The 20,619-nt window shown below is 68.9% G+C and carries 19 protein-coding genes; 12 read left to right on the forward strand and 7 right to left on the reverse strand.

The window, feature by feature from the left end; genetic code table 11:
• The first annotated feature begins 36 nt into the window (after positions 1–36).
• Both N803_RS04175 and N803_RS04180 read left to right on the forward strand, forming a co-directional pair.
• Positions 37–318 (forward strand): type II toxin-antitoxin system Phd/YefM family antitoxin, encoded by a 282-nt coding sequence (locus tag N803_RS04175; RefSeq protein WP_035902916.1) that lies wholly within the window; start codon positions 37–39, stop codon positions 316–318.
• On the forward strand, positions 318–575 hold the full coding sequence (locus N803_RS04180; protein ID WP_035902917.1) for a type II toxin-antitoxin system RelE family toxin: 258 nt from the start codon (positions 318–320) through the stop codon (positions 573–575). Before N803_RS04175 ends, N803_RS04180 begins: the two co-directional genes overlap by 1 nt.
• Before the next feature lie 28 nt (positions 576–603).
• Here the strand turns inward: N803_RS04180 and N803_RS04185 are convergent, their stop codons facing one another.
• From N803_RS04185 to N803_RS04210, 6 genes are all read right to left on the reverse strand, one after another.
• Positions 604–1,131: a DinB family protein gene (locus N803_RS04185; protein WP_035902918.1), complete on the reverse strand. Its 528-nt coding sequence runs from the start codon at positions 1,129–1,131 to the stop codon at positions 604–606.
• Positions 1,132–1,240: 109 nt separating this feature from the next.
• On the reverse strand, positions 1,241–2,464 hold the full coding sequence (gene cobA, locus N803_RS04190) for a uroporphyrinogen-III C-methyltransferase (protein WP_052111763.1): 1,224 nt from the start codon (positions 2,462–2,464) through the stop codon (positions 1,241–1,243).
• A gap of 54 nt (positions 2,465–2,518) precedes the next feature.
• Entirely contained in the window at positions 2,519–3,847 is a 1,329-nt protein-coding gene (locus N803_RS04195) for a sulfate adenylyltransferase subunit 1 (protein WP_035902919.1), read from the reverse strand.
• Positions 3,847–4,833, reverse strand: coding sequence for a sulfate adenylyltransferase subunit CysD (gene cysD / locus N803_RS04200; protein ID WP_084763992.1), 987 nt, complete (start codon positions 4,831–4,833; stop codon positions 3,847–3,849). The genes N803_RS04195 and cysD overlap by 1 nt, the downstream gene beginning before the upstream one ends.
• Complete coding sequence (locus N803_RS04205; protein WP_035902921.1) at positions 4,830–5,549, reverse strand: phosphoadenylyl-sulfate reductase; 720 nt, start codon at positions 5,547–5,549, stop codon at positions 4,830–4,832. Before N803_RS04205 ends, cysD begins: the two co-directional genes overlap by 4 nt.
• On the reverse strand, positions 5,546–7,249 hold the full coding sequence (locus N803_RS04210) for a nitrite/sulfite reductase (RefSeq protein ID WP_035902922.1): 1,704 nt from the start codon (positions 7,247–7,249) through the stop codon (positions 5,546–5,548). The genes N803_RS04205 and N803_RS04210 overlap by 4 nt, the downstream gene beginning before the upstream one ends.
• A 125-nt stretch (positions 7,250–7,374) precedes the next feature.
• Here N803_RS04210 and N803_RS04215 point away from each other — a divergent pair, with 125 nt between their 5' ends.
• The 4 genes from N803_RS04215 (at position 7,375) to N803_RS04230 (ending at position 12,798) form a co-directional block, all read left to right on the forward strand.
• Positions 7,375–7,806, forward strand: a complete 432-nt coding sequence (locus tag N803_RS04215; protein ID WP_245616999.1) for a hypothetical protein — start codon at positions 7,375–7,377, stop codon at positions 7,804–7,806.
• Between the two features lie 141 nt (positions 7,807–7,947).
• Positions 7,948–9,564 carry a M4 family metallopeptidase gene (locus N803_RS04220; RefSeq protein WP_035902925.1) on the forward strand — a complete coding sequence of 539 codons (1,617 nt, stop codon included), beginning with the start codon at positions 7,948–7,950 and terminating at the stop codon, positions 9,562–9,564.
• 220 nt (positions 9,565–9,784) lie between these two features.
• Complete coding sequence (gene dxs, locus N803_RS04225; protein WP_035902926.1) at positions 9,785–11,653, forward strand: 1-deoxy-D-xylulose-5-phosphate synthase; 1,869 nt, start codon at positions 9,785–9,787, stop codon at positions 11,651–11,653.
• A gap of 218 nt (positions 11,654–11,871) precedes the next feature.
• On the forward strand, positions 11,872–12,798 hold the full coding sequence (locus N803_RS04230) for an alpha/beta hydrolase (RefSeq protein ID WP_035902927.1): 927 nt from the start codon (positions 11,872–11,874) through the stop codon (positions 12,796–12,798).
• On the opposite strand, the gene N803_RS04235 is transcribed toward N803_RS04230, so the two are convergent.
• Positions 12,777–14,648, reverse strand: a complete 1,872-nt coding sequence (locus tag N803_RS04235) for a helix-turn-helix domain-containing protein (protein ID WP_035902928.1) — start codon at positions 14,646–14,648, stop codon at positions 12,777–12,779. The genes N803_RS04230 and N803_RS04235 overlap by 22 nt on opposite strands.
• 163 nt (positions 14,649–14,811) lie before the next feature.
• On the opposite strand from N803_RS04235, the gene N803_RS04240 reads away from it, so the two are divergent.
• The 6 genes from N803_RS04240 to N803_RS04265 all read left to right on the forward strand — a co-directional run bounded on the left by N803_RS04240 (position 14,812) and on the right by N803_RS04265 (position 20,489).
• Positions 14,812–15,648, forward strand: a complete 837-nt coding sequence (locus N803_RS04240; RefSeq protein ID WP_245617001.1) for an ABC transporter ATP-binding protein — start codon at positions 14,812–14,814, stop codon at positions 15,646–15,648.
• The gene (locus tag N803_RS04245; RefSeq protein WP_035902930.1) at positions 15,648–16,355 is read left to right on the forward strand and encodes an ABC transporter ATP-binding protein; all 708 of its coding nucleotides are present in this window, start codon (positions 15,648–15,650) and stop codon (positions 16,353–16,355) included. Before N803_RS04240 ends, N803_RS04245 begins: the two co-directional genes overlap by 1 nt.
• A 118-nt stretch (positions 16,356–16,473) precedes the next feature.
• Complete coding sequence (locus N803_RS04250) at positions 16,474–17,721, forward strand: ABC transporter substrate-binding protein (RefSeq protein ID WP_035902931.1); 1,248 nt, start codon at positions 16,474–16,476, stop codon at positions 17,719–17,721.
• 122 nt (positions 17,722–17,843) lie between these two features.
• A complete protein-coding gene (locus N803_RS04255) occupies positions 17,844–18,713 on the forward strand; it encodes a branched-chain amino acid ABC transporter permease (protein WP_035902932.1) in 870 nt (289 codons plus the stop codon).
• The gene (locus tag N803_RS04260) at positions 18,710–19,747 is read left to right on the forward strand and encodes a branched-chain amino acid ABC transporter permease (RefSeq protein WP_035902933.1); all 1,038 of its coding nucleotides are present in this window, start codon (positions 18,710–18,712) and stop codon (positions 19,745–19,747) included. The genes N803_RS04255 and N803_RS04260 overlap by 4 nt, the downstream gene beginning before the upstream one ends.
• Positions 19,740–20,489 (forward strand): 3-hydroxybutyrate dehydrogenase, encoded by a 750-nt coding sequence (locus N803_RS04265; protein WP_035902935.1) that lies wholly within the window; start codon positions 19,740–19,742, stop codon positions 20,487–20,489. The genes N803_RS04260 and N803_RS04265 overlap by 8 nt, the downstream gene beginning before the upstream one ends.
• Positions 20,490–20,619: the final 130 nt, after the last annotated feature.

Here is a 20,619-nt window from a genome sequence, read left to right on the forward strand (position 1 = left end):
TTGGAGAGGTGGGGCAATATGGCTACACTTGTAGCCATGAGTGTGACCCCAGAGATGGCCCTGCGAGAGGTGAAGAACCGCCTGTCCGAGGTCGTGGACCAGGTCGAGCGTGAGCACGATCGTGTCGTCATCACGAGGCACGGCAAGCCGGCAGCAGTCGTCATCAGCACGGATGACCTCGCCTCGCTGGAGGAGACGCTTGAGGTCGTCGGTCGGCCGAAGTTGGTCCGTCAGATCAGCGAGAGCCTTGCTGACCTCGCATCCGGTGAGGTCGGGGTCCTCAGCAAGGACGAACTCCTGGCGAGTCTTCGTCCCTGATGCCAGAGCCGTCCGACGTCGCCTGGACGCCCACGGCGAAGCGTGCCCTGCAGAGGCTGCCAGAGAAGGTCGCCACCGCAGCGATCGAGTTCATCTACGGCCCCTTGGCGCAGAACCCCCATCGCGTGGGCAAGGCCCTGCGTTTCGAGCTCGAAGGTCTCCACAGTGCCCGCCGGGGTGATTACCGGGTGATCTTCCGGATCGAGGTTCACGTCACGATCGTGGCGATCGAACACCGTGCCGACTCATACCGCTGACAACCCCTCAGGGCGGGCCGAAGTGAGGTCAGCCCATGGTCTTCTGGCCGTCGAGGGCCTCGCGGATGATGTCGGCGTGACCGGAGTGCTGGGAGGTCTCGGCAATGATGTGCAGGATCGAGCGTCGAGCGCTGCGGACCGCACCTTCCTCGAACCACGGCGCCTTGGGCAAGGGCTGCGTGGCGCTGAGATCGGGGAGTGACTCGACGAGGGCGTCGGTGCGCGCCGCCACCTCCTCGTAGTCGGCCAGCAGTCCGGCGAGGGTCTCGTCCTCGGTCATGCGATGCGAGTTCTGGAACGCGACCACCTCGGGCGGAGGGTTGCTCCAGTCGACGTTCTCCCAGTCGATGTCGGGGGTGTCCCGAGGCCCGTCGACGATGAACCGGGCCCACTCGGCCTCGGTCTGGGCGACGTGCTTGATGAGGCCGCCGAGCGTCAGCTCGCTGACCGTGGTGCGCTCACGCGCCTGCTCGTCGGTGAGGTCCTGGGTGGTGAAGCGGAGGAACCTGCGGTGCTGTCGGAGGGACTCGATGAGGTCTGCGCGTTCGCTGTCCATGGTTCGACGCTAGTGGCCGGGCCCGACAGCCGCCCGTCGGCGCACCAACATGCTGACGTCCACTCTCCGAACTCACAGTCAGTGGGACGGGGAGTGCGCCAAGTCACAATCAGTGGGCGGTATGGGCGAGGGTGACGACGTCGCCGACGACGATGACCGCGGGGGAGCGGACGCCACGTGACGCTGCCAGGCCGGCGATGTCGTCGAGTGTGCCGAGGGTGACCCGCTGCTCGGGTGTCCATCCGCGCTCGATGATCGCGACGGGGCAGTCGGCCGGGCGGCCCTGTGCCACAAGGGTGTTCGCTGTTTCCTCGAGGCCTGAAACCCCCATGAGGAGCACGAGCGTGTGGTCCGTTCCCGGGTGCAGCGCCGGCAACTGTTCGTGGCCGGTGACCACGGTGAACGACTTCGCCAGTCCGCGGTGGGTCACCGGGATCCCAGCGGCGGCAGGGACCGAGATGGCGCTCGTGACACCGGGAACGACTTCGACCGGTATGCCGTGTGCCTCGCATGCGAGGCGTTCCTCGCCTCCGCGTCCGAGGACGTACGGATCGCCGCCCTTGAGACGGACGACGCCCAGACCGCGCTGTGCCTCCTCGACGAGGATGTCGTTGATGCGGTGCTGGGGGACCGGGTGGTGGCCCGGGGTCTTGCCGACGTCGATGACACGGACGGACCCGGGCAGGCGCGACACGACGCCTCTCGGGGCGAGGCGGTCGATGACGACGACGTCGGCGCTCGCCAGAAGCTCGTGGGCGCGGGTAGTGAGGAGCCCGTCCCCGCCGGGTCCGCCGCCGACGAGGGCGACCCAGCCGGTGTCGCGCGGGCGGTGGCGGCGGAGGTCGAGCTCGCCGGTGCGGAGCGCGAGGTCGATGCCGTTGCGCACCGTCGCGGCGAGGACGGGGTCGCCGCCACCATGGACCGCCACCTGGACCGTGCCGTCGGCGGTCGTCACGGAAGTGCGGGCAAGGACGCTCGCACGCGTCGCCCGGGCGTCGGTGGCGTCGATGCACCAGATCCGGAGGTTCTGGGCGTCGGCTCCGATGGTCGAGTCGACGTCGGGGTCGCCGGTGGCGGTGTGGACCAGCCACGCGCCGTCGAGGTCGGCCGGCCCGGCGTAGTCGCGTTGCAGCCACTCCACGCGATCCGGGTGCTCGGCGACGAGGTCGAGGACCTCCTCGCACGCCCAGGGGGTGACGACCCGAACGATGGCACCCTCGTCGAGGAAGGTGCGCAGTCGTCGTCCGGTCACCGGCCCGCCGCCGAAGACGGCGACGAGGCGGCCGGTCAGGTCGAGGGCGACCGGCAGCGCGCCCTTAGGAGGAGTCGACACCGTGCCTCCAGGCGTGGCGTTGGGGGGTGCACGGGGGGCGGAGCCCCCCGTGGGTCAGATGTCCCATTCCTCGTCACCCTCGGGCTGGGTCGGCGCGTCCGCCGCCGTCGGAAGCGTCGCACCGACCATGCCCGCGGCGACCGTGCGGCCGTCGTGGGCATCGATGAGGAGGAAGGAGCCACCCCGGCGCGACGTCGAGTAGTTCTCGACTGGCACCGGACTGGCGAGCCGCAGGGTCACGAGGCCAATGTCGTTGAGCGACAGGGCTTCTGCCGTCACCGAGTGGAGGTCGTCGAGGTCGAGGACACCGTCGAGCGTGCGCACCGCCGTCTGAACCGTGCGCGAGCCATGCTTGAAGAGGAGGCGCTGGCCCGGGCGCAGGGGTGCGTCGCCGAGCCAGCACACGACCGCCGAGATGTCCTGGGTCGGTTCCGGCGCATCGGCCGCAGCGGCGATGATGTCGCCACGCGAGATGTCGATCTCGTCCGCGAGGCGCAACGTCACCGACTGCGGGGCGAAGGCCTCCTCGAGGGTCCGCTCGCCGAGGTCGATGCCGGTCACCGTGGATCGGCGCCCCGACGGCAGGACGACGACCTCATCGCCGATGCGCACGACGCCAGAGGCGACGTGACCGGCATACCCGCGGTAGTCCCGATGAGCTTTCTCGCGAGCGGCGCCCTGGGGGCGGATGACGAGCTGGACGGGCAGCCGGAAGGCCTCGCGCGTGGGGTCGTCGGAGGTGGGCAGGGACTCGAGGAGCTCGAGAAGGCTGGGACCGGCATACCAAGGGGTTCGTGACGAGCGCTCGGCGATGTTGTCCCCGTCGAGTGCGCTCACGGGGATGGCCGTGGCCTCCTCGACGCCGAGCTCGCGCGCGACGGCCTGAACCTCGGCGTTGACGCGCTCGAAGACCTCCTGGGAGAAGTCGACGAGGTCGATCTTGTTGACGGCAACGATGACGTGCGGCACGCGCAGGAGCGCGGTCACGGCCAGGTGGCGACGGGTCTGCTCGAGGACTCCCTTGCGGGCGTCGACGAGGAGGACGACGACGTCGGCGGTCGAGCCGCCGGTGACGGTGTTGCGCGTGTACTGGACGTGGCCCGGGCAGTCGGCGAGGACGAAGGACCGGTTCGCCGTGGCGAAGTAGCGGTAGGCGACGTCGATCGTGATGCCCTGCTCACGCTCGGCACGCAGGCCGTCGGTGAGGAGTGCGAGGTCGGCGGCGGTCAGACCTCGGTCGCGCGAGACGCGTTCGACGGCGGCGAGCTGGTCGGACAGCACCGACTTCGTGTCGTGGAGGAGTCGGCCGACGAGCGTGGACTTGCCGTCGTCGACGGAGCCGGCCGTCGCGAGACGGAGCAGGGTCCCGGTGTGAGCGCCCATCAGAAATAGCCTTCCTTCTTGCGGTCCTCCATGGCGGCCTCGGAGATCCGGTCGTCGGCACGGGTCGCGCCGCGCTCGGTCAGGGTCGAGGCGGACACCTCGAGGACGATCTCGGCGTTCGTCCGAGCCGGGGACTCGACGGCCCCGGTGCACGACATGTCGCCGACGGTGCGGTATCGGACGAGGCGCGTCTCGACGGTCTCTTCCTCGCGCGGCTCCGAGTACGGGCCGACGGCGAGCCACATGCCGTCGCGCTGGAACACCTCGCGCTCGTGGGCATAGTAGAGCGGCGCGAGCGGGATGTCCTCGCGCTCGATGTAGCGCCAGACGTCGACCTCGGTCCAGTTGCTGATCGGGAAGGCGCGGACGTGCTCGCCGGGGCGGTGCCGCGGGTTGTAGAGGTTCCACAGCTCGGGCCGCTGGTTCTTCGGGTCCCACTGGCCGAACTCGTCACGCAGCGAGACGATCCGCTCCTTGGCGCGGGCCTTCTCCTCGTCGCGTCGCCCGCCGCCGAAGACACCGTCGAAGCGGTGCTCGTTGATGGCGTCGAGGAGCGGCTGGGTCTGCAGCGCGTTGCGCAGACCGTCCGCCCGCTCCCGCAGGCGACCGTCGTCGAGGTAGTCCTGGACCTTGGCGACCTCGAGCCGGAGCCCGAGACGCTCGACGGTCTCGTCGCGGTAGTCCAGAACCTCGGGGAAGTTGTGGCCGGTGTCGACGTGCAGCACCGGGAACGGGATCGGCGCCGGCCAGAAGGCCTTCGTCGCGAGGTGCAGCATGACGACGGAGTCCTTGCCGCCGCTGAAGAGCAACGCGGGCCGCTCGAGCTCACCCACGACCTCGCGGATGATCTGGATCGCCTCGGCCTCGAGGACGTCGAGCTGGTCGAGCACGCGGGAATCAGCGGCCTCGGGGGCGTCCGTCGTTCCCGTGGTCGGTGCCGACGTGGCGTCCGTCGCCTGTTCGGTTGCGATGGTCACTGCGCTCATGTGTGGATCCCGCATTCCGTCTTGGCGAGTCCGGCCCAGCGGCCGGACCTCGGGTCGTCGCCGGGGGCGACACGTTGCGTGCACGGCTCGCAGCCGATCGAGGGGTAGCCGTCGTACATCAGGAGGTTGACGGGCACGTTGTGGTCAGTCGCGTATGCCGTGAGGTCGTCGAGCGTCCACGTCACCAACGGGTTGATCTTGACCAACCCGTGCTTCTCGTCGAAGGTCACGAGCGGGGTCGTGGTGCGAGTCGGTGCCTCGTCGCGGCGCACCCCGGTCACCCAGGCCTCGTAGCCGCCGAGCGTGCGGGCCAGCGGCTCCATCTTGCGCATGGCGCAGCACCGGGCGGGGTCGCGCTCGTAGAGGTGGGGACCGTACTTCGCGTCCTGCTCGGCGACGGTGAGCTCGGGCAGGACGTCGACGATCGTCACGTCGAGCTCGTCGGCGACACGTGCTCGGGTCCCGATGGTGTCGGCGAAGTGGTAGCCGGTCTCGAGGAACAGCACGTCCACGCCCGGTGCATGCTGCGAAATCAGGTGCGGCAGAACGCCTTCGGCCATGCTGCACGCGACGGCGAGAGTTCCCGGGAATGTCTCGGCGGCCCAGCGAGCCACGCCGGCGGCGTCGGTGTCGTCGAGCTGGGCACCCTCGGCGGCGAGGGCGCGGAGCTCCTCCTCGCTGCGCTTCGTGCGTCCGGGTGTGGTGGTCGCGCTCATGTCAGCTCCTCGTCGGTGACGCGGTGGGCCCAGGTGGCGAAGGACTCGCCGGCGGCGCGCTGCTCGGCGAAACGACGGACGAGACGCTCGACGTAGTCCGCGAGCTCCGAGGCCTGCACCTTGAGCCCTCGGACGGTGCGTCCAAGCCCGGCCTCGTCGCGCTCGGGGGAGGCAAGACCGCCGCCGAGGTGGACCTGGAAGCCGGGCACGTTCTCGCCCGCGTCGTTCGTCGTGATGAGGCCCTTGAGGCCGATGTCCGCGGTCTGAATGCGGGCGCACGAGTTCGGGCAACCGTTGACGTGCAACGCGATCGGCGTGTCCAGCTCGATCCCGGCAAGGCGGTTCTCGAGCTCGGCGATGACCGCGGTGGCCGTGTCCTTGGTGTCGACGATCGCGAGCTTGCAGTACTCGATGCCGGTGCAGGCCATCGTCGTGCGGCGGAACGGGCTCGGCGTCGTCGTGAGGCCGAGCTCCTCGAGTCCGGCGACGAGCGTGTCGACACCGTCGGCCGGCACGCCGAGGACGACGAGCTTCTGGTGGGCGGTGAGACGCACACCGTCGGCACCGACCTGCTCGATGAGCTCGGCGAGGGTCGTGAGCTTCGTGCCACTGATCCGGCCGACCGTGGGGGCTGCGCCGACGTAGAAGCGGCCATCCTTCTGCTCGTGGACGCCGACGTGGTCGCCCGGGCCCGTGGCGGGCGCGGGCGCGGGGCCGTCGGGGAGCGCCCGGCCGAGGTACTCGGTCTCGAGGACCTCACGGAACTTCGCCGGCCCCCACTCGGCCATGACGAACTTCAGGCGTGCCTTGGTGCGCATCCGCCGGAAGCCGTAGTCACGGAAGATCTGGATGACGCCGTGCCAGACGTCGGGCGCGTCCTCCTCGGAGACGAAGACACCGATCCGCTCGGCCAGGCGCGGAGCGGTCGAGAGTCCGCCGCCGACCCAGAGGTCGTAGCCGGGGCCGAGCTCGGGGTGGACGACACCGACGAGGGAGATGTCGTTGATCTCGTGGACGACGTCGAGGCTCGGGTGCCCGGTGATCGCGGTCTTGAACTTGCGCGGCAGGTTCGAGAGCTCCGGGTCACCGAGCCACCGGTCGGTGATGACCTTGATGAGCTCGGTGGGGTCGATGATCTCGTCGGCGGCGACGCCCGCGACCGGGCTGCCGAGGAACCCGCGCGGAGTGTCGCCGCAGGCCTCGGTCGTCTGGAGGCCAACGGACTCGAGTCGGCGCCAGATCTCGGGGACGTCCTCGATGGCGATCCAGTGGTACTGGATGTTCTGCCGGTCGCTGATGTCCGCGCTCTCGCGGGCGAAGTCGGTCGAGATGCCGCCGAGGACGCGCAGGTGGGCGGGGGAGAGGAGCTGCCCGTCGGTGCGCACCCGGAGCATGAAGAACTTGTCCTCGAGCTCGTGCGGTTCGAGCTGGGCGGTGCGCCCGCCGTCGATGCCCGGCTTGCGCTGGGTGTAGAGGCCCCACCAGCGGAAGCGCCCGTGCAGGTCCTCACCGGGGATCGAGTCGAAGCCGTCGCGCGCGTAGGTCGTCTCGATGCGCTCGCGGACGTTGAGGCCGTTGTCGGCGGCCTTGAACGCCTCGTTGGGGTTGAGCGGCTCACGGCCGTCGACGGCCCACTGGCCGTTGGACCTGCCGGTGCGCGGCGGCCGCAGGGTGCGGCTGCCGGAGGCGACGCTCGTCATCTGTTCCTCGTTCCTCAAAGTGGCGTTGTGCTGATGGAAAGCATAAGTGTCCGTTATGAAGCGAGGGGAGTGGTCCACGATGTGACCCGAGTGACCATCTGGGTGTCTGGGTTATCATCGAACACATGTTCGAGAGTCCGGCGCCGCCTCCGCTGCGCCGTGCCGCGAGCCCCGGTGCCCCCGGCGGATCCCGCCGTCCGGGGCCTCCCGGGTGGCCCGACCGCGTGCCCCCACCGGGAGCGCCAGGCTGGCAGGTGCCCGCCGTTGGCTGGCTGCTCGACCACTGCCCGTCGGACTACCGCATGTATGCCGTGTGGCGCCGTCACCCGATCGCCCTCGCCTGGGTGACCGCGCACCACCTGGACGCGCAGCTGGGAGCGATGCGGACGGCATACAGGGGTCTGCGGGTCGACCTCGGGGAGCACGTCGAGCCCGAAGGGATCGCGGCGGCGCTCGCCGCTCTCGAGGCGGAAGGGGCGCGACTGCTCGCGGCCCGCAGGGCCGCCGGTCTCCTGCTCGAGGCGATGCAGGGGCACGCCTTCGTGCCGAGGCTCTGAGTGTGCAGGGGAGTTCTTGACCGAGGTATACGTTGAGTAAGGAGTTGACCAAGTCCCTTCCGAAGCGGTGCCGGACGCGGCTTTGATGAGGCCCACTCGCGCGTCCGCGCAGTGACCTCGACACACGACAAGGAAGTCCCCATGCGTCGATCCCTCTCCGTCCTCGCCTGCCTCGCAGCCGGCTCGGCGGCCATCGCCACGGTCGTCCCGGCGGCGTCGGCCCGGCCCGCCGACCCCATCGGTCCGCTCCGCCAACTCGACGTGGCCTCCGTGGGCGCGTCCGCGGAGCAGGCGCTGCGTGCGGCCCCCGGACTGCTGCGGCTCGCCGCCGGGGAGGACCTCATCGCGTCCTCGGCGCTCGGCGAGAGTTCCGGTGCCCGTCACGTGCGGATGAACCGAACGTATGCCGGCCTGCCCGTTCTCGGTGGTGACCTCGTGGCACACCTCGGTGCCGACGGTGCCGTCGACTCGGTCAGCCAGACCCTGCGTGCTCCGCTCACCGTCTCGACGACGCCGAAGATCACGTCCGCCAAGGCCCGACAGGCGACGCGCCCGACCCTTCCTGCCGGCGTGAACCTCGACAAGGCCGCACCGACCCTCGCCGTCGACGCCACCGACGGCACCCCGCGACTCGTGTGGGACGTGCGGGCCAGCGGAGTGCGCGAGAACGGCACCCCGAGTCGACTGCACACGTGGGTCGACGCCACGACCGGGGCCGTCGTCGGTTCGGCCGACGAGATCCACGAGGCCGACGGCAGTGGATCCTCGCTCTACAGCGGGACGGTGACGATCCAGACGACGCAGTCCGGCTCGAGCTACCAGCTCAAGGACACGACGCGCGGCAACTCCCAGGTCACCGACATGGGCAACAAGACCGACAGCATCTTCTGCCAGATCCTCCAGATCGGCTGCTCGGCCGGAACGCTCTACACCGACGCCGACAACGTGTGGGGCACGGGCTCGAATTTCAACCGGCAGACCGCCGCCGTGGACGCTGCCTACGGTCAGGCGCGCACGTGGGACTACTTCAAGAACGCCCACGGCCGCAACGGCATCTGGAACACCGGTCAGGGCTCGCCGAGCCGAGTTCACTACGGCTCGAACTACGTCAACGCGTTCTGGGACGGCAAGCAGATGACGTATGGCGACGGTGACGGGTCCTCGTTCGGGCCGCTCGTCTCGCTCGACGTCGCTGGCCACGAGATGAGCCACGGCGTCATCGAGAACTCGGCGAACCTCACCTACTCCAAGGAGTCCGGTGGCCTCAACGAGTCGACGAGCGACATCTTCGGGACGATGGTCGAGTTCAGCGCGAACAACCCGAACGACCCGGGCGACTACCTCATCGGCGAGGAGTTCGACCTCGCCAAGGGACTCGGCTTCCGCCGCATGGACAACCCGAGTTCGGACGGCTCGTCGGTCAACTGCTGGAGCTCGTCGGTCGCGAACCTCGACGTGCACTACTCCTCGGGTGTGGGCAACCACTTCTTCTACCTGCTCGCCGAGGGCTCGGGCGCCAAGACCTTCGGTGGGAAGGCGCACAACTCCACGACGTGCAACGGCACGACGATCAGCGGCATCGGCCGCGACGCCGCCGCGAAGATCTGGTACCGCGCGCTCACCGTCTACATGACGTCCTCGACGAACTACTCCGGCGCACGCGCCGCGACCGTCAAGGCTGCCGGCGACCTCTACGGAGCGTCGTCCACGCAGGCCGCCGCCGTGGCCAAGGCCTGGGACGCCGTCTCGGTGAAGTAGTCGGTCACCGGGGAGCGTCCGCTGCCGGCCCACACTCCACAGGGGGACCGACCCCGGAGGGGCGATCACGGGCTCCGCACTCCTGCCTCGCACGAGGGAGGGTGTGGAGCCCGTGAACGTTTCGTGAGGGTGGTGCGGTCGACACCCGAGGGGGAGCGGCAGCAGCAACGGAAGCACCTAGACTCTTGCGGATGGACAACCGCACCGAGAGGGAGAACGCGTGAGCGTGCTGGAGCGCATTCAGGGGCCTGACGACCTCAAGGACCTGACTCGTCCGGAGCTGGAGACCCTGGCTCAGGAGATCCGAACCTTCCTCGTCGACGAGGTGTCCCGCACCGGCGGCCACCTCGGACCGAACCTCGGCGTCGTCGAGCTCACCATCGCGATCCACCGTGTGTTCGACAGTCCGCGCGACGCCGTCGTCTTCGACACCGGCCACCAGTCCTACGTCCACAAGCTCCTCACCGGGCGCCACGACTTCTCCGGGCTCCGCAAGCAGGGCGGCCTGTCCGGCTACCCGAGCCGCGCCGAGTCCGAGCACGACGTCGTCGAGAGCTCGCACGCCTCGAGCTCGTTGTCGTGGGCCCACGGCATCGCGGCCGGACGCGTCGTCACGGGGGCGAGCGACCGGCATACCGTCGCGGTCATCGGTGACGGGGCACTCACCGGCGGCATGGCCTGGGAAGCCCTCAACAACATCGCCGCGGAGTCCGACCTCCCGCTCGTCATCGTCGTCAACGACAACGAGCGGTCCTACGCGCCGACGCGCGGCGGTCTCGCCGACCACCTCTCGACCCTGCGGACGACGCGCGGCTACGAGCGCTTCCTCGACTGGGGCAAGAACACCCTGCACCGCACGCCCGTCGTCGGCGGTGCGATGTACGAGACGCTGCACGGCGTCAAGAAGGGCATCAAGGACATCGTGGCGCCGCAGGGTCTCTTCGAGGACCTGGGGCTCAAGTACATCGGGCCGGTCGACGGGCACGACGAGGCTGCGCTCGAGCAGGCGCTGCGTCGCGCGAAGGCGTTCAACGGACCGGTCCTCGTCCACGTCATCACCCAGAAGGGCAAGGGCTACGACCCGGCGGTCAACGACGAGAGCGACCAGTTCCACGCGGTCGGCGTCATCAACCCCGAGACTGGCCTGCCGCTCGAGATCTCCGGCCGGAGCTGGACCGACGAGTTCAGTGACGCGCTCGTCGAGCTGGGGGAGGAGCGCAAGGACATCGTCGCGATCACCGCGGCCATGATGATCCCGGTTGGACTCGACGCGTTCGCCAAGCGCTTCCCGGATCGCACCTTCGACGTGGGCATCGCCGAGCAGCACGCGACGACGATGGCCGCTGGCCTGGCGTATGCCGGCCTGCATCCGGTTGTCGCGATCTATGCGACCTTCCTCAACCGGGCCTTCGACCAGCTCCTCATGGACTGCGCGCTGCACAAGGCCGGAGTGACGTTCGTCCTCGACCGATCGGGGATCACGGGGCCGGACGGCGCATCGCACCACGGCATGTGGGACATGTCGATCGCCGGCATCGTCCCGGGCCTGCACCTGGCCGCGCCTCGCGACGGGCAGCAGATCCCCATCGCCCTGCGCGCCGCCGTCGACATCGACGACGCGCCGTCCGTCATCCGCTTCCCCAAGGGGTCGGTCGCCGATGCGATCGAGGCCGTCCGGACCGTCGACGGTGTCGACGTGCTCGCCGAGCCCGACGCGGAGGAGGTCGACCTGCTCCTCGTCGGCGTCGGGTCGATGGCGGCGACGGCGCTTACCGTGGCCGAGAAGCTCGCGGCCGAAGGACTCCGCGTCCGGGTCGTCGATCCGGTCTGGGCACTGCCGGTCCACCCTGTGATCGGTGAGCTTGCCCGGAGCGCGTCGCGCATTGCCGTCGTCGAGGACAACTCGGTGTCGGGTGGTGTCGGCTCGCACGTCGTGAAGTCGTTGCGGGACAGCGGAATTGACACGCCCGTGGAGCTCTTCGGCCTGCCGCGCGAGTTCCTCGACCACGGCTCCCGCGGGCAGGTGCTCGACCTCGTCGGTCTGACTCCGGACGCGGTCAGTGCGAAGCTGCTCGACACCCTCCGCTGACACAGGCCCGCGACTCATTGCCTCGCTGGGACACGAGTTCGGCGGTCTCGGCCGAGGAGTCGTGTCCCAGCGCGGCAATAAGTCGGACGTGAGACGAGGTGGGGGCACACGACGCCGGGGGAGTTGTGGGGTCGGAACCCATGCGCGGTCCGGACCGTCCGGCATACGGTCGCAGTTCTCGGGTGGCATCCGGCGACCCGTCACGTGAAGGGGAGCCCGTGAACGTCGTCCCGGCCTACACCGTCGAGGTGCCCGACGGCACGATCGCGGTCCACGACCTCATCCCGGGGGCGGCTTCGGCCGACGTCCCGGTTGTCCTCGCCGTCCACGGCATCACTGCCAACGGACTCGCGTGGCAGGCCCTCGCCGACGAGCTCGTCCGACGGCACGGCACCGGCACCATCCGTCTGCTCGCACCGGACCTGCGCGGGCGGGCGTCGAGCCGTGGTGTGCCCGGCCCCTATGGTCTGGCCACCCATGCGCAGGACGTCCTCGCCGTCGCGTCGGCCTTCGGAGGACGGCCGCTGCTCATCGGCCACTCGATGGGTGCGTTCGTCGCGGCCCTCGCCGCCGCGGAGGAGCCGGAGCGCTATCGATCGCTCCTCCTCGTCGACGGCGGGCTGGGCTTCCCGGCTCCCGCGGGTGCGATCGATGACGCTCTCGCAGCGGTCATCGGGCCGGCCATGGCTCGGTTGTCGATGGTCTTCGACTCACCCGCGGACCACCTCGCCTTCTGGCGCCGTCATCCCGCGGTCGGGCCGTTGCTCGCCGGGCAGAGCGGCGCGATCCTGCGGCGTTACCTCGACCACGACCTGGTGCAGTCGGCGGACGGGTGGCGTTCCAGTTGTGTCCTCGACGCCGTGCGCGCCGACGGACGTGACGTGCTCGCCGATCCCGACACTCTCTCGGCCGCCAGTCGTGCCGTCGGCGCGGAGATGGACGTCGAGCTGCTCTGGGCGGAACGTGGGCTCATGGACGAGCCGCAAGGCCTCTACGACGAGGAGCGCCTGGCTGCCCTCGACCTCCCGGGGGACGTGCGGGTGACGGCGGTCCCCGACACCAACCACTACTCGGTCATCCTCGATCCGGCACCGGTGGCGGTGCTCGCCGACGCGATCGATCGTCAGCTGGCCGCGACGAGATGACGCAGCCGCAGTGCGAGCTGGAGCTCCAGGGCGCGTTCGGGTGACTGCCAGCCGTCACCGACGAGACGGGTGATCCGCTCGAGACGCTGGGCGACGGTATTGGTGTGGACGTGCAGGCGAGTGGCCGCATGGCGAGGGCTGGCGCCCGCGAGGAAGTACGCCTCGAGCGTCCCGACGAGGTCGGTGCCCCGAGCGTTGTCGTAATCGTCGAGAGGTCCAAGGATCGAGTGCACGTATGCCGTCACCTCGGGTTGGGTGCCCACGATGAGTCCCGCGAAACCCAGGTCGGCTGCTGCCGCACCGTCACCGCGGCGGCCGAGCGCAACGAGTGCTTCCGCCGTGCGCAGGGCCTCGGTGTGGGCAGCGGCGAGACCGGCAGCGAGGTCGGCCGCGACCGTGTGGGTGGACTCGTGCACCGGACCCGCCGCGCCGACAGTGACCGTCTGGTTGCGTAAGAGTCTCTGCGCGAGATCGGCTGCGGCAGAACCGGGTTCCGATCCGGGAACGAGGGCGACGACGTGACCGTCCACCTCACCCACCAGGCCTGAGCCACCCAGTGCGGCGCTGACCCCAAGGACGAGAGACCGCGCAGGGGCCGACTCCGGACCCAGCACGACGAGCAGCGACGTGGGCTCGTGCAGATCGAGTCCCAGCGAGCGAGCGGCCGGCAGGAGCAGCCCGAGGTCGCCGTGCCCGGAGACCAGCCCGGCCACGATGTCGGTGCGCTGCTGCTGTCGTGCCTCTGCGCGGTTGCGCTCTCCGAGGAGGACGAGCGCAGTGACCACGGCGGCGCGCTCGACGGTGCGCTCGTCGGAGTCATCCATGGGGGAGACGTCGCCGATGACCAGGCTCCCGAGCGGCTCCCCGGACGCGGCGATGCCGATGGCCCAGTCATCACCCAGTCGCGACAACCGACCGCCGTCGATGCCGGCGGCGGCCCGCGCAGTCAGGTCGTCGAGGGCCTGGCCCGTGGGCGGATCCTCTCCGGCGACGCTGCGGGGAGCGCCGTCCACGTCGAGGAGGAGCGCCCAGCCACCCAGCAGCCGGGTGAGCGAGGCGGTGAGGTCGTCCACCCCGCCACCCTCGAGCACGATGTCGGCGAAGCGGTCGTGCGCCGCGGCGGCCCGCTCGATTCCGGCGGCGTACTGGCTGACCCGTTCGGTGGCCTCGGACAGAGCTGCGAGCGTGCGGGACGACTCCTCGACGGCACGCACCTGGACGATCGTGACAGCGGCGAGGGCCGCGAGAGACCCGAGCAGGGCCACCTCGTCGTGCGTGAACGGGCGAGGCGTGCGGTTGGACGCGAAGAGGACCCCGACGAACTCGTCCTTGACGATGAGGGGTGTGCCGCAGATGGCGACGAGACCCTCGTCGCCGACGGCGCCATCGATGGAATGCGTGTGGCGGAAGCGTGCATCCGCGAAGTAGTCGGCCGTCCAGTACGGCTTGTGCGACTGCGCCACGAGTCCGCCGAGTCCTGCGCCGAACGCGAGTCGGACGACCTGGAACTGGGCCGACACGGATCCCGCGGTGGCGCGCATGAAGGTGTCGCCCCGCTCATGGTCGTAGAGCGTCAGGTAGGCGACGTCGGTGCCCATGAGGGCGCGGGCGCGACGAACGATGGCATCGAGGACCACCGACGGATCGCTCATCGACGCGAGCTCACCGGCGGTGTCCACGAGCGCCGCGAGCTGTTGCTCACGTCGGCGCTGGACGTCGAACGCGCCACTGATGCGCACGGCGAGATCGCGGGCGTGAGGGTCGACGTCGAGGGCGGCCAGTTCGGCGGCCGACGCGCCGGTGGCCAGGAGCTCGAGCAGTCGGGTGCCCGCATCCACGTCATCGTGCATGCCCCCGATCCTAGGCCGCCGCGGCGGTGCGATGGTGGGGCCACAACCCACCAGGACGGACAGACCATGGTGGCGCACACCATGTGTGGGGTGTTCGGCCCGCCCTAATGTCGTGCCTCATCGCCTGCGGACGTCCTGCGGAGCGAAGCACAAGGAGGTGCTGGTGAGCGCGAGCCCATCGACCACGGAACGGCAGAGCCCGTCGCAACCGCCGACCCCGGCGAGCGGTGGACCGGCCACGGCGATCCTGCGGACCGTCGACCTGACGAAGGACTTCCGCGGCTTCACTGCCGTGAACTCGGTCAACCTCGAGGTCGCGGACAACACCATCCACGCACTCGTCGGACCCAACGGTGCCGGCAAGACGACGCTCTTCAACCTGCTCACCGGCTTCCTGCAGCCGAGCTCGGGACAGATCCTTCTGCGCGGCGACGACATCGCCGGCAAGCAGCCCGAGCAGATCGCCCACCTGGGCGTGGCTCGCTCGTTCCAGATCACGAGCCTCTTCGACGAAATGACCCTCATCGAGCATCTCGAGCTGGCACTCGCCTCCCCGACGGGACTGGGCTACAAGTTCTGGACCTCTCGCAAGCAGCTCGGCCAGTTCAAGGCACGGGCCATGGAGCTGTTGGACCAGGTTGGCCTCGCCGACCGTGCCGGTGTCCGGGCGGGCTCGCTCGCCTACGGCCAGAAGCGCGCCCTGGAGATTGCTCTCGCCCTCGCGAACGATCCCTCGCTGCTCCTGCTCGACGAACCCACCGCGGGCATGGGGCTCGAGGACGTCGATCGGACCATCGAGCTCGTCAAGAAGGTCTCGGGTGGCCGCGCCGTCGTCTTCGTGGACCACAACATGCACGTCGTCGGCTCTCTCGCCGACCGCGTCACCGTGCTCCAGTCCGGCGAGGTCCTCGCCGAGGGCACCTACGAGCGGGTGCGCAGCGACGAGCGCGTCATCACGGCATACCTCGGTGAGACCAACGACGGAGACGGACACCACTGATGAGTGACACCCTGCTCAGGGTCGAGGACCTCTCGGCCTTCTACGGAGAGGCGCAGGTTCTGCGCAACGTCTCCCTCGACGTCGCCCACGGCGAGGTGGTGACCCTCGTCGGCCGCAACGGCGCCGGCAAGACCACCCTGCTGCGCTCGATCATGGGCCTGCACAAAGGCACGCGCGGAGTCGTCGCGCTCGACGGGCAGAGCCTCGACGGCAAGTCCGCCGACAAGCGAGCCCGACTCGGCCTCGGCTGGGTGCCCGACAACCGAGGCATCTACGCCACCCTGTCCGTGTCCGAGAACCTCAGCCTTCCTCCCGTCGTCGACAAGTCCGCGGCGTGGAGCCTGGACCGGATCTACGAACAGTTCCCCGTCCTGCACGAGCGCCGTGACTTCCCGGGCACCAAGCTCTCCGGCGGCGAGCAGCAGATGCTCGCCATGGCTCGACCACTCCGCGCCGGATCTCGACTCCTGCTCCTCGACGAGCCCAGCGAAGGACTGGCCCCGGTGATCGTCAACCAGATCGGCCAGATCATCCGCGACATCAAGGCACAGGGCGTCGCCGTGCTGCTCGTCGAGCAGAACGTGAAGTTCGCGTCCACGGTCGCCGACCGCCACAACCTCCTCGCCCAGGGCGAGGTTGTCGCAAGCCTCGACAACGACGAATTCCATTCCCGCACAACGGAACTGCTCGAACACCTCGGCATGTGACCACATGGCGGGCTCCACGACCCATCCCTGAAGCACCACCCTGACCAACCCAGCAACACCGGAACGCCACTCCCACGACAGACCGCCGGGCACGGCATACACACCCCAGGAGGGGAACATGCGACACACCAGAATGATCAGCCTCGCGGCACTCGTGGCCAGCTCTGGCCTCGTCCTCACCGCCTGCGGAAGCGCAGGCGGAGGCCCGTCCTCGGGCGGCGGCAAGATCAGTGACGACAAGGTCGTCCTCGGTCTGCTCAACGACCAGTCCGGCGTCTACAAGGACCTGTCCGGACCCAACTCGAAGGTCGCCATCGAGATGGCCGTCGCCGACTACAAGGCGAAGTACGGCGACAAGGCGGTGGCCAAGAACATCGAGATCACCATGGCCGACCACCAGAACAAGCCGGACATCGCCAACAGCAAGGCGCAGGAGATGTACGACCGCGACAAGGCCGACATCATCCTCGACGTGCCCACCTCCTCGGCGGGTCTCGCCGTGGCGACGCAGGCCAAGGCGAAGAAGAAGCTCTACATCAACATCGGCGCCGGTACGACTGCGCTCACCGGTGCGCAGTGCAACAAGTACACGTTCCACTGGGCCTACGACACGGCGATGCTCGCGGCTGGCACGGCCGGCGGAATCGTCGACGGCGGCGGCAAGAACTGGTCGATCGTCTACCCCGACTACGCCTTCGGCCAGGACATGAACAAGTCCTTCACGGCCGCCGTCGAGAAGGCGGGCGGCACGGTGCAGCAGTCCATCGCGACGCCGTTCCCCAACGACAACTTCGCGACCTTCATCACCAAGGCCGAGTCGAGCAAGCCCGACGTCATGGGCATCATGGCTGCCGGCGGCGACCTCGTGAACTTCGTCAAGCAGTTCAACCAGGCCGGGTTGCAGGGCAAGACCCAGCTCGCCGTCGGTCTCATGTTCATCACGGACATCCACTCCCTGGGTGTCGACCAGTTCCAGGGCACCCAGTTCACCGACGCCTGGTACTGGAACTTCGACGACCAGAACCGCGCGTGGGCCGACAAGTTCAAGGAGAAGACGAACACCCGTCCGTCCTTCGCCCACGCCGGCAACTACTCGGCCGCGTTGAACTACCTCGAGGCGATCCAGGCCGCCGGCACCGACGACGCAGACGCTGTCGTCAAGGAGCTCGAGGGCAAGAAGATCAACGACATCTTCCTGCGCAACGGTGAGGTTCGGGCCGCCGACCACAACGTCATCCACGACGTCTACCTGGCCGAGGTCAAGAGCAAGGCCGAGGTCAAGGAGGACTGGGACTACGAAAAGATCGTCAAGACGATCCCGGCCGCCGACGCCTACGCAGCCCCCAGCGGCGCCTGCTCGATGTGATTCCGCGCCGACGGTCCGTCTCCGTCGGCGACCCACAGCCCTTCCGTATGCCGTCCGCTCACCGCGGGCGGACGGCATACGGAAGCGGGTGAACCACCGAACGAACGAGAGAGGGACCTCCGGTGACCCAGTTCTTGCAGTACACCCTTCAAGGCCTTGCGGCCGGAGGGTTCTACGCGCTGGCGGCGCTCGGGCTGGCGGTGATCTTCGGCGTTCTCGGCGTCGTCAACTTCAGCCACGGCGCCTGCTACATGCTCGGCGCGATGATCTCGGCGCTCCTGTTGGAGCACTTCTCCCTGGGATTCTGGCCGGCCCTCGTCATCGTCCCCGTCATCATGTTTTTCGTCGGGGTCCTCGTGGAGCGGTTGCTCGTCCAGTGGCTGCTCAGGCTTGACCCTCTCTACAACTTCCTCCTGACCTTCGGGCTCACCCTGCTGACCGTGGACATCATGAAGAGGCAATTCGGCGTCTCCTCGCTCAAGTACGAGGTGCCGGCCGGCCTCGGAGGGCGCATCTCGCTCGGATCGGTCGACCTCTCCATCTATCAGCTCTTCGCCGCCGCGTTCGCCGTGGTGATCTGCCTGCTCGTGTGGGTGGGCCTCACCAAGACCCGCGTCGGCATGATCGTGCGTGCCGCGACCGAGGACGCCGAACGCTCCCGCGCCCTCGGCATCAACGTGGCCCGCTGGGTGACACCGGTGTTTGGCTTCGGCATCGCCCTGGCGGGGCTGGCCGGGGTCCTCGCCGCGCCCTACCGCGCCATCAACGCAGACATGGGCAGCAACTTCATCATCATCCTGTTCGCCATCGTCGTCATCGGCGGTCTCGGGTCCATCCTCGGCGCGGTCGTCGCCGGCTTCCTCGTGGGCCTCGTCGAGGCCTACGGCCAGGGCTATTACGGACAGCTGTCCCAGGTCCTCATCTTCGTTCTCATGGCCGCGGTCGTCCTCGTCCGTCCGGCCGGACTCTTTGGAAGGGAGGAGGCGGCATGAGCGCGCAACTCACCGAAACCAGTCGCGTCGAGACAGCGGCATCGTCGGCTCCCGAGCGTCGGGTCAACCCCTTCGTTCGGGCCGGGTTGCTGCTCCTCGCACTGCTCGTCGTCCTCGCACTGCCGTGGTACATCTACCCGCCGGTCGCCATGGACATCCTCGCGTGGGGACTGTTCGCGATCTCCGTCGACCTGCTCCTCGGCTTCACCGGCCTGCTGAGCTTCGGCCATGCGGCCTTTTGGGGGATGTCGGCCTATGTCACCGGGATCATCGCGACCCGTGCCGGCGTCCCGTTCCCCGTGGCCATCCTCGGTGGCGCGGCAGCGGCGATGATCCTCGCCGTGCCCACCGGCTATCTCGCCGTGCGGCGGACGGGGATCTACTTCGCCATGGTGACGCTCGCGTTTGCGCAGATGCTCTACTTCATCGCGAATCAGGCCAGTGACCTCACCGGCGGTGAAAACGGACTCCAGGGCATCCCGAAGTCCTTCTTCGGCATCGAGCTCGTCGAGACCGATGCGTTCTACTTCTACTACGCGGGCCTGCCGATCATCCTGCTCGGAGCCTTCATCGCCTGGCGCACGGTCTCATCGCCCTTCGGTCGAGTCCTCCTCGCCATCCGGGACAACCCGGCCCGGGCCCGGGCTCTCGGCTACGACGTCGAGCGCTACAAGATCATGGTGTTCGTCATCTCGTCGGGCATCGCCGGGCTGGCCGGGGGAGTGTTCTCGGTGAGCCACGGCTTCGCCTCGCTGCAAGAGCTCGCCTGGCAGACCTCGGGCAAGGTCGTCCTCATCACGGTGCTCGGTGGCATCGGCACCCTCTGGGGAGGCCCTCTCGGGGCGGCCGTCGTGGTGCTTCTCGAGGACCAGCTCGCCTCATCGGGATTCGACGGCATCGGCATCATCACCGGCGCGATCTTCGTCCTCATCGTGCTGCTCTTCCGCAAGGGGATCTGGGGCACGGTGTCCGACCTGGTCACCCGTGTCCGTGGCCGGGCGGCAACCGATGCACAGGGGAAGCACGATGCTTGACGGTCGACGTGCGCTCGTGACGGGCGCCGGGAGTGGGATCGGTGCCGCCGTCGTGGACCGCCTCGTCGCCGACGGAGCGCAGGTGCACGCGGTCGACATCGACGGTGACGCACTCAAGGCCCTCGTCGACCGCCTGGGCGCCGAGCGGGTCACGCCGTGGGTCGTGGACCTGTCGGATCTCGACGCGCATGCCGACCTACCCGTGGACGTCGACATCCTCGTCAACAACGCCGGCATCCAGCACGTGTCGCCGGTCCACGAGTTCCCCGTCGAGACCTTTGAGCGGATCCACAGGATCATGCTGCTCTCGCCGTTCCGGCTCGTGCGTGCGTGTCTTCCCCACATGTATGCCGGTGGGTGGGGTCGCGTCGTCAACGTCTCGTCGGTGCACGGGCTGAGGGCGAGCGAGTTCAAGTCGGCCTATGTCTCGGCCAAGCACGGCCTCGAAGGCCTGAGCAAGGTCGTCGCGCTCGAAGCCGGCGACAAGGGCGTCACGAGCAACTGCATCAACCCGGCCTATGTGCGAACTCCGCTGGTGGAGAAGCAGGTTGCCGACCAGGCCCGGACGCATGGCATCGGCGAGGACGAGGTTCTCGAGAAGGTCATGCTCACGCCGGTCGCGATCAAGCGGCTCATTGAGCCCTCCGAAGTGGCGGATCTCGTGGCGTTCCTCTGCGGGCCCTCGTCCGAGTCGATCACTGGCAGCTCGTTCACCATGGACGGCGGCTGGACGGCCCACTGAAGGCGGGTCCGCTTTCATGCGTCGATTCGCCGCTGTCCCATCCGCACTCGCGCGCTGAGCGCGCTTCGCGCTCCCGCCAGTCCCAGCCGGCGGCGAATCGACGCATGAACGCTTCCCCATGTCCCGGCGC

The sequence above is a fragment of the Knoellia subterranea KCTC 19937 genome, assembly GCF_000768685.1.
In the GTDB taxonomy this organism is placed as follows: Bacteria; Actinomycetota; Actinomycetes; order Actinomycetales; family Dermatophilaceae; genus Knoellia; species Knoellia subterranea.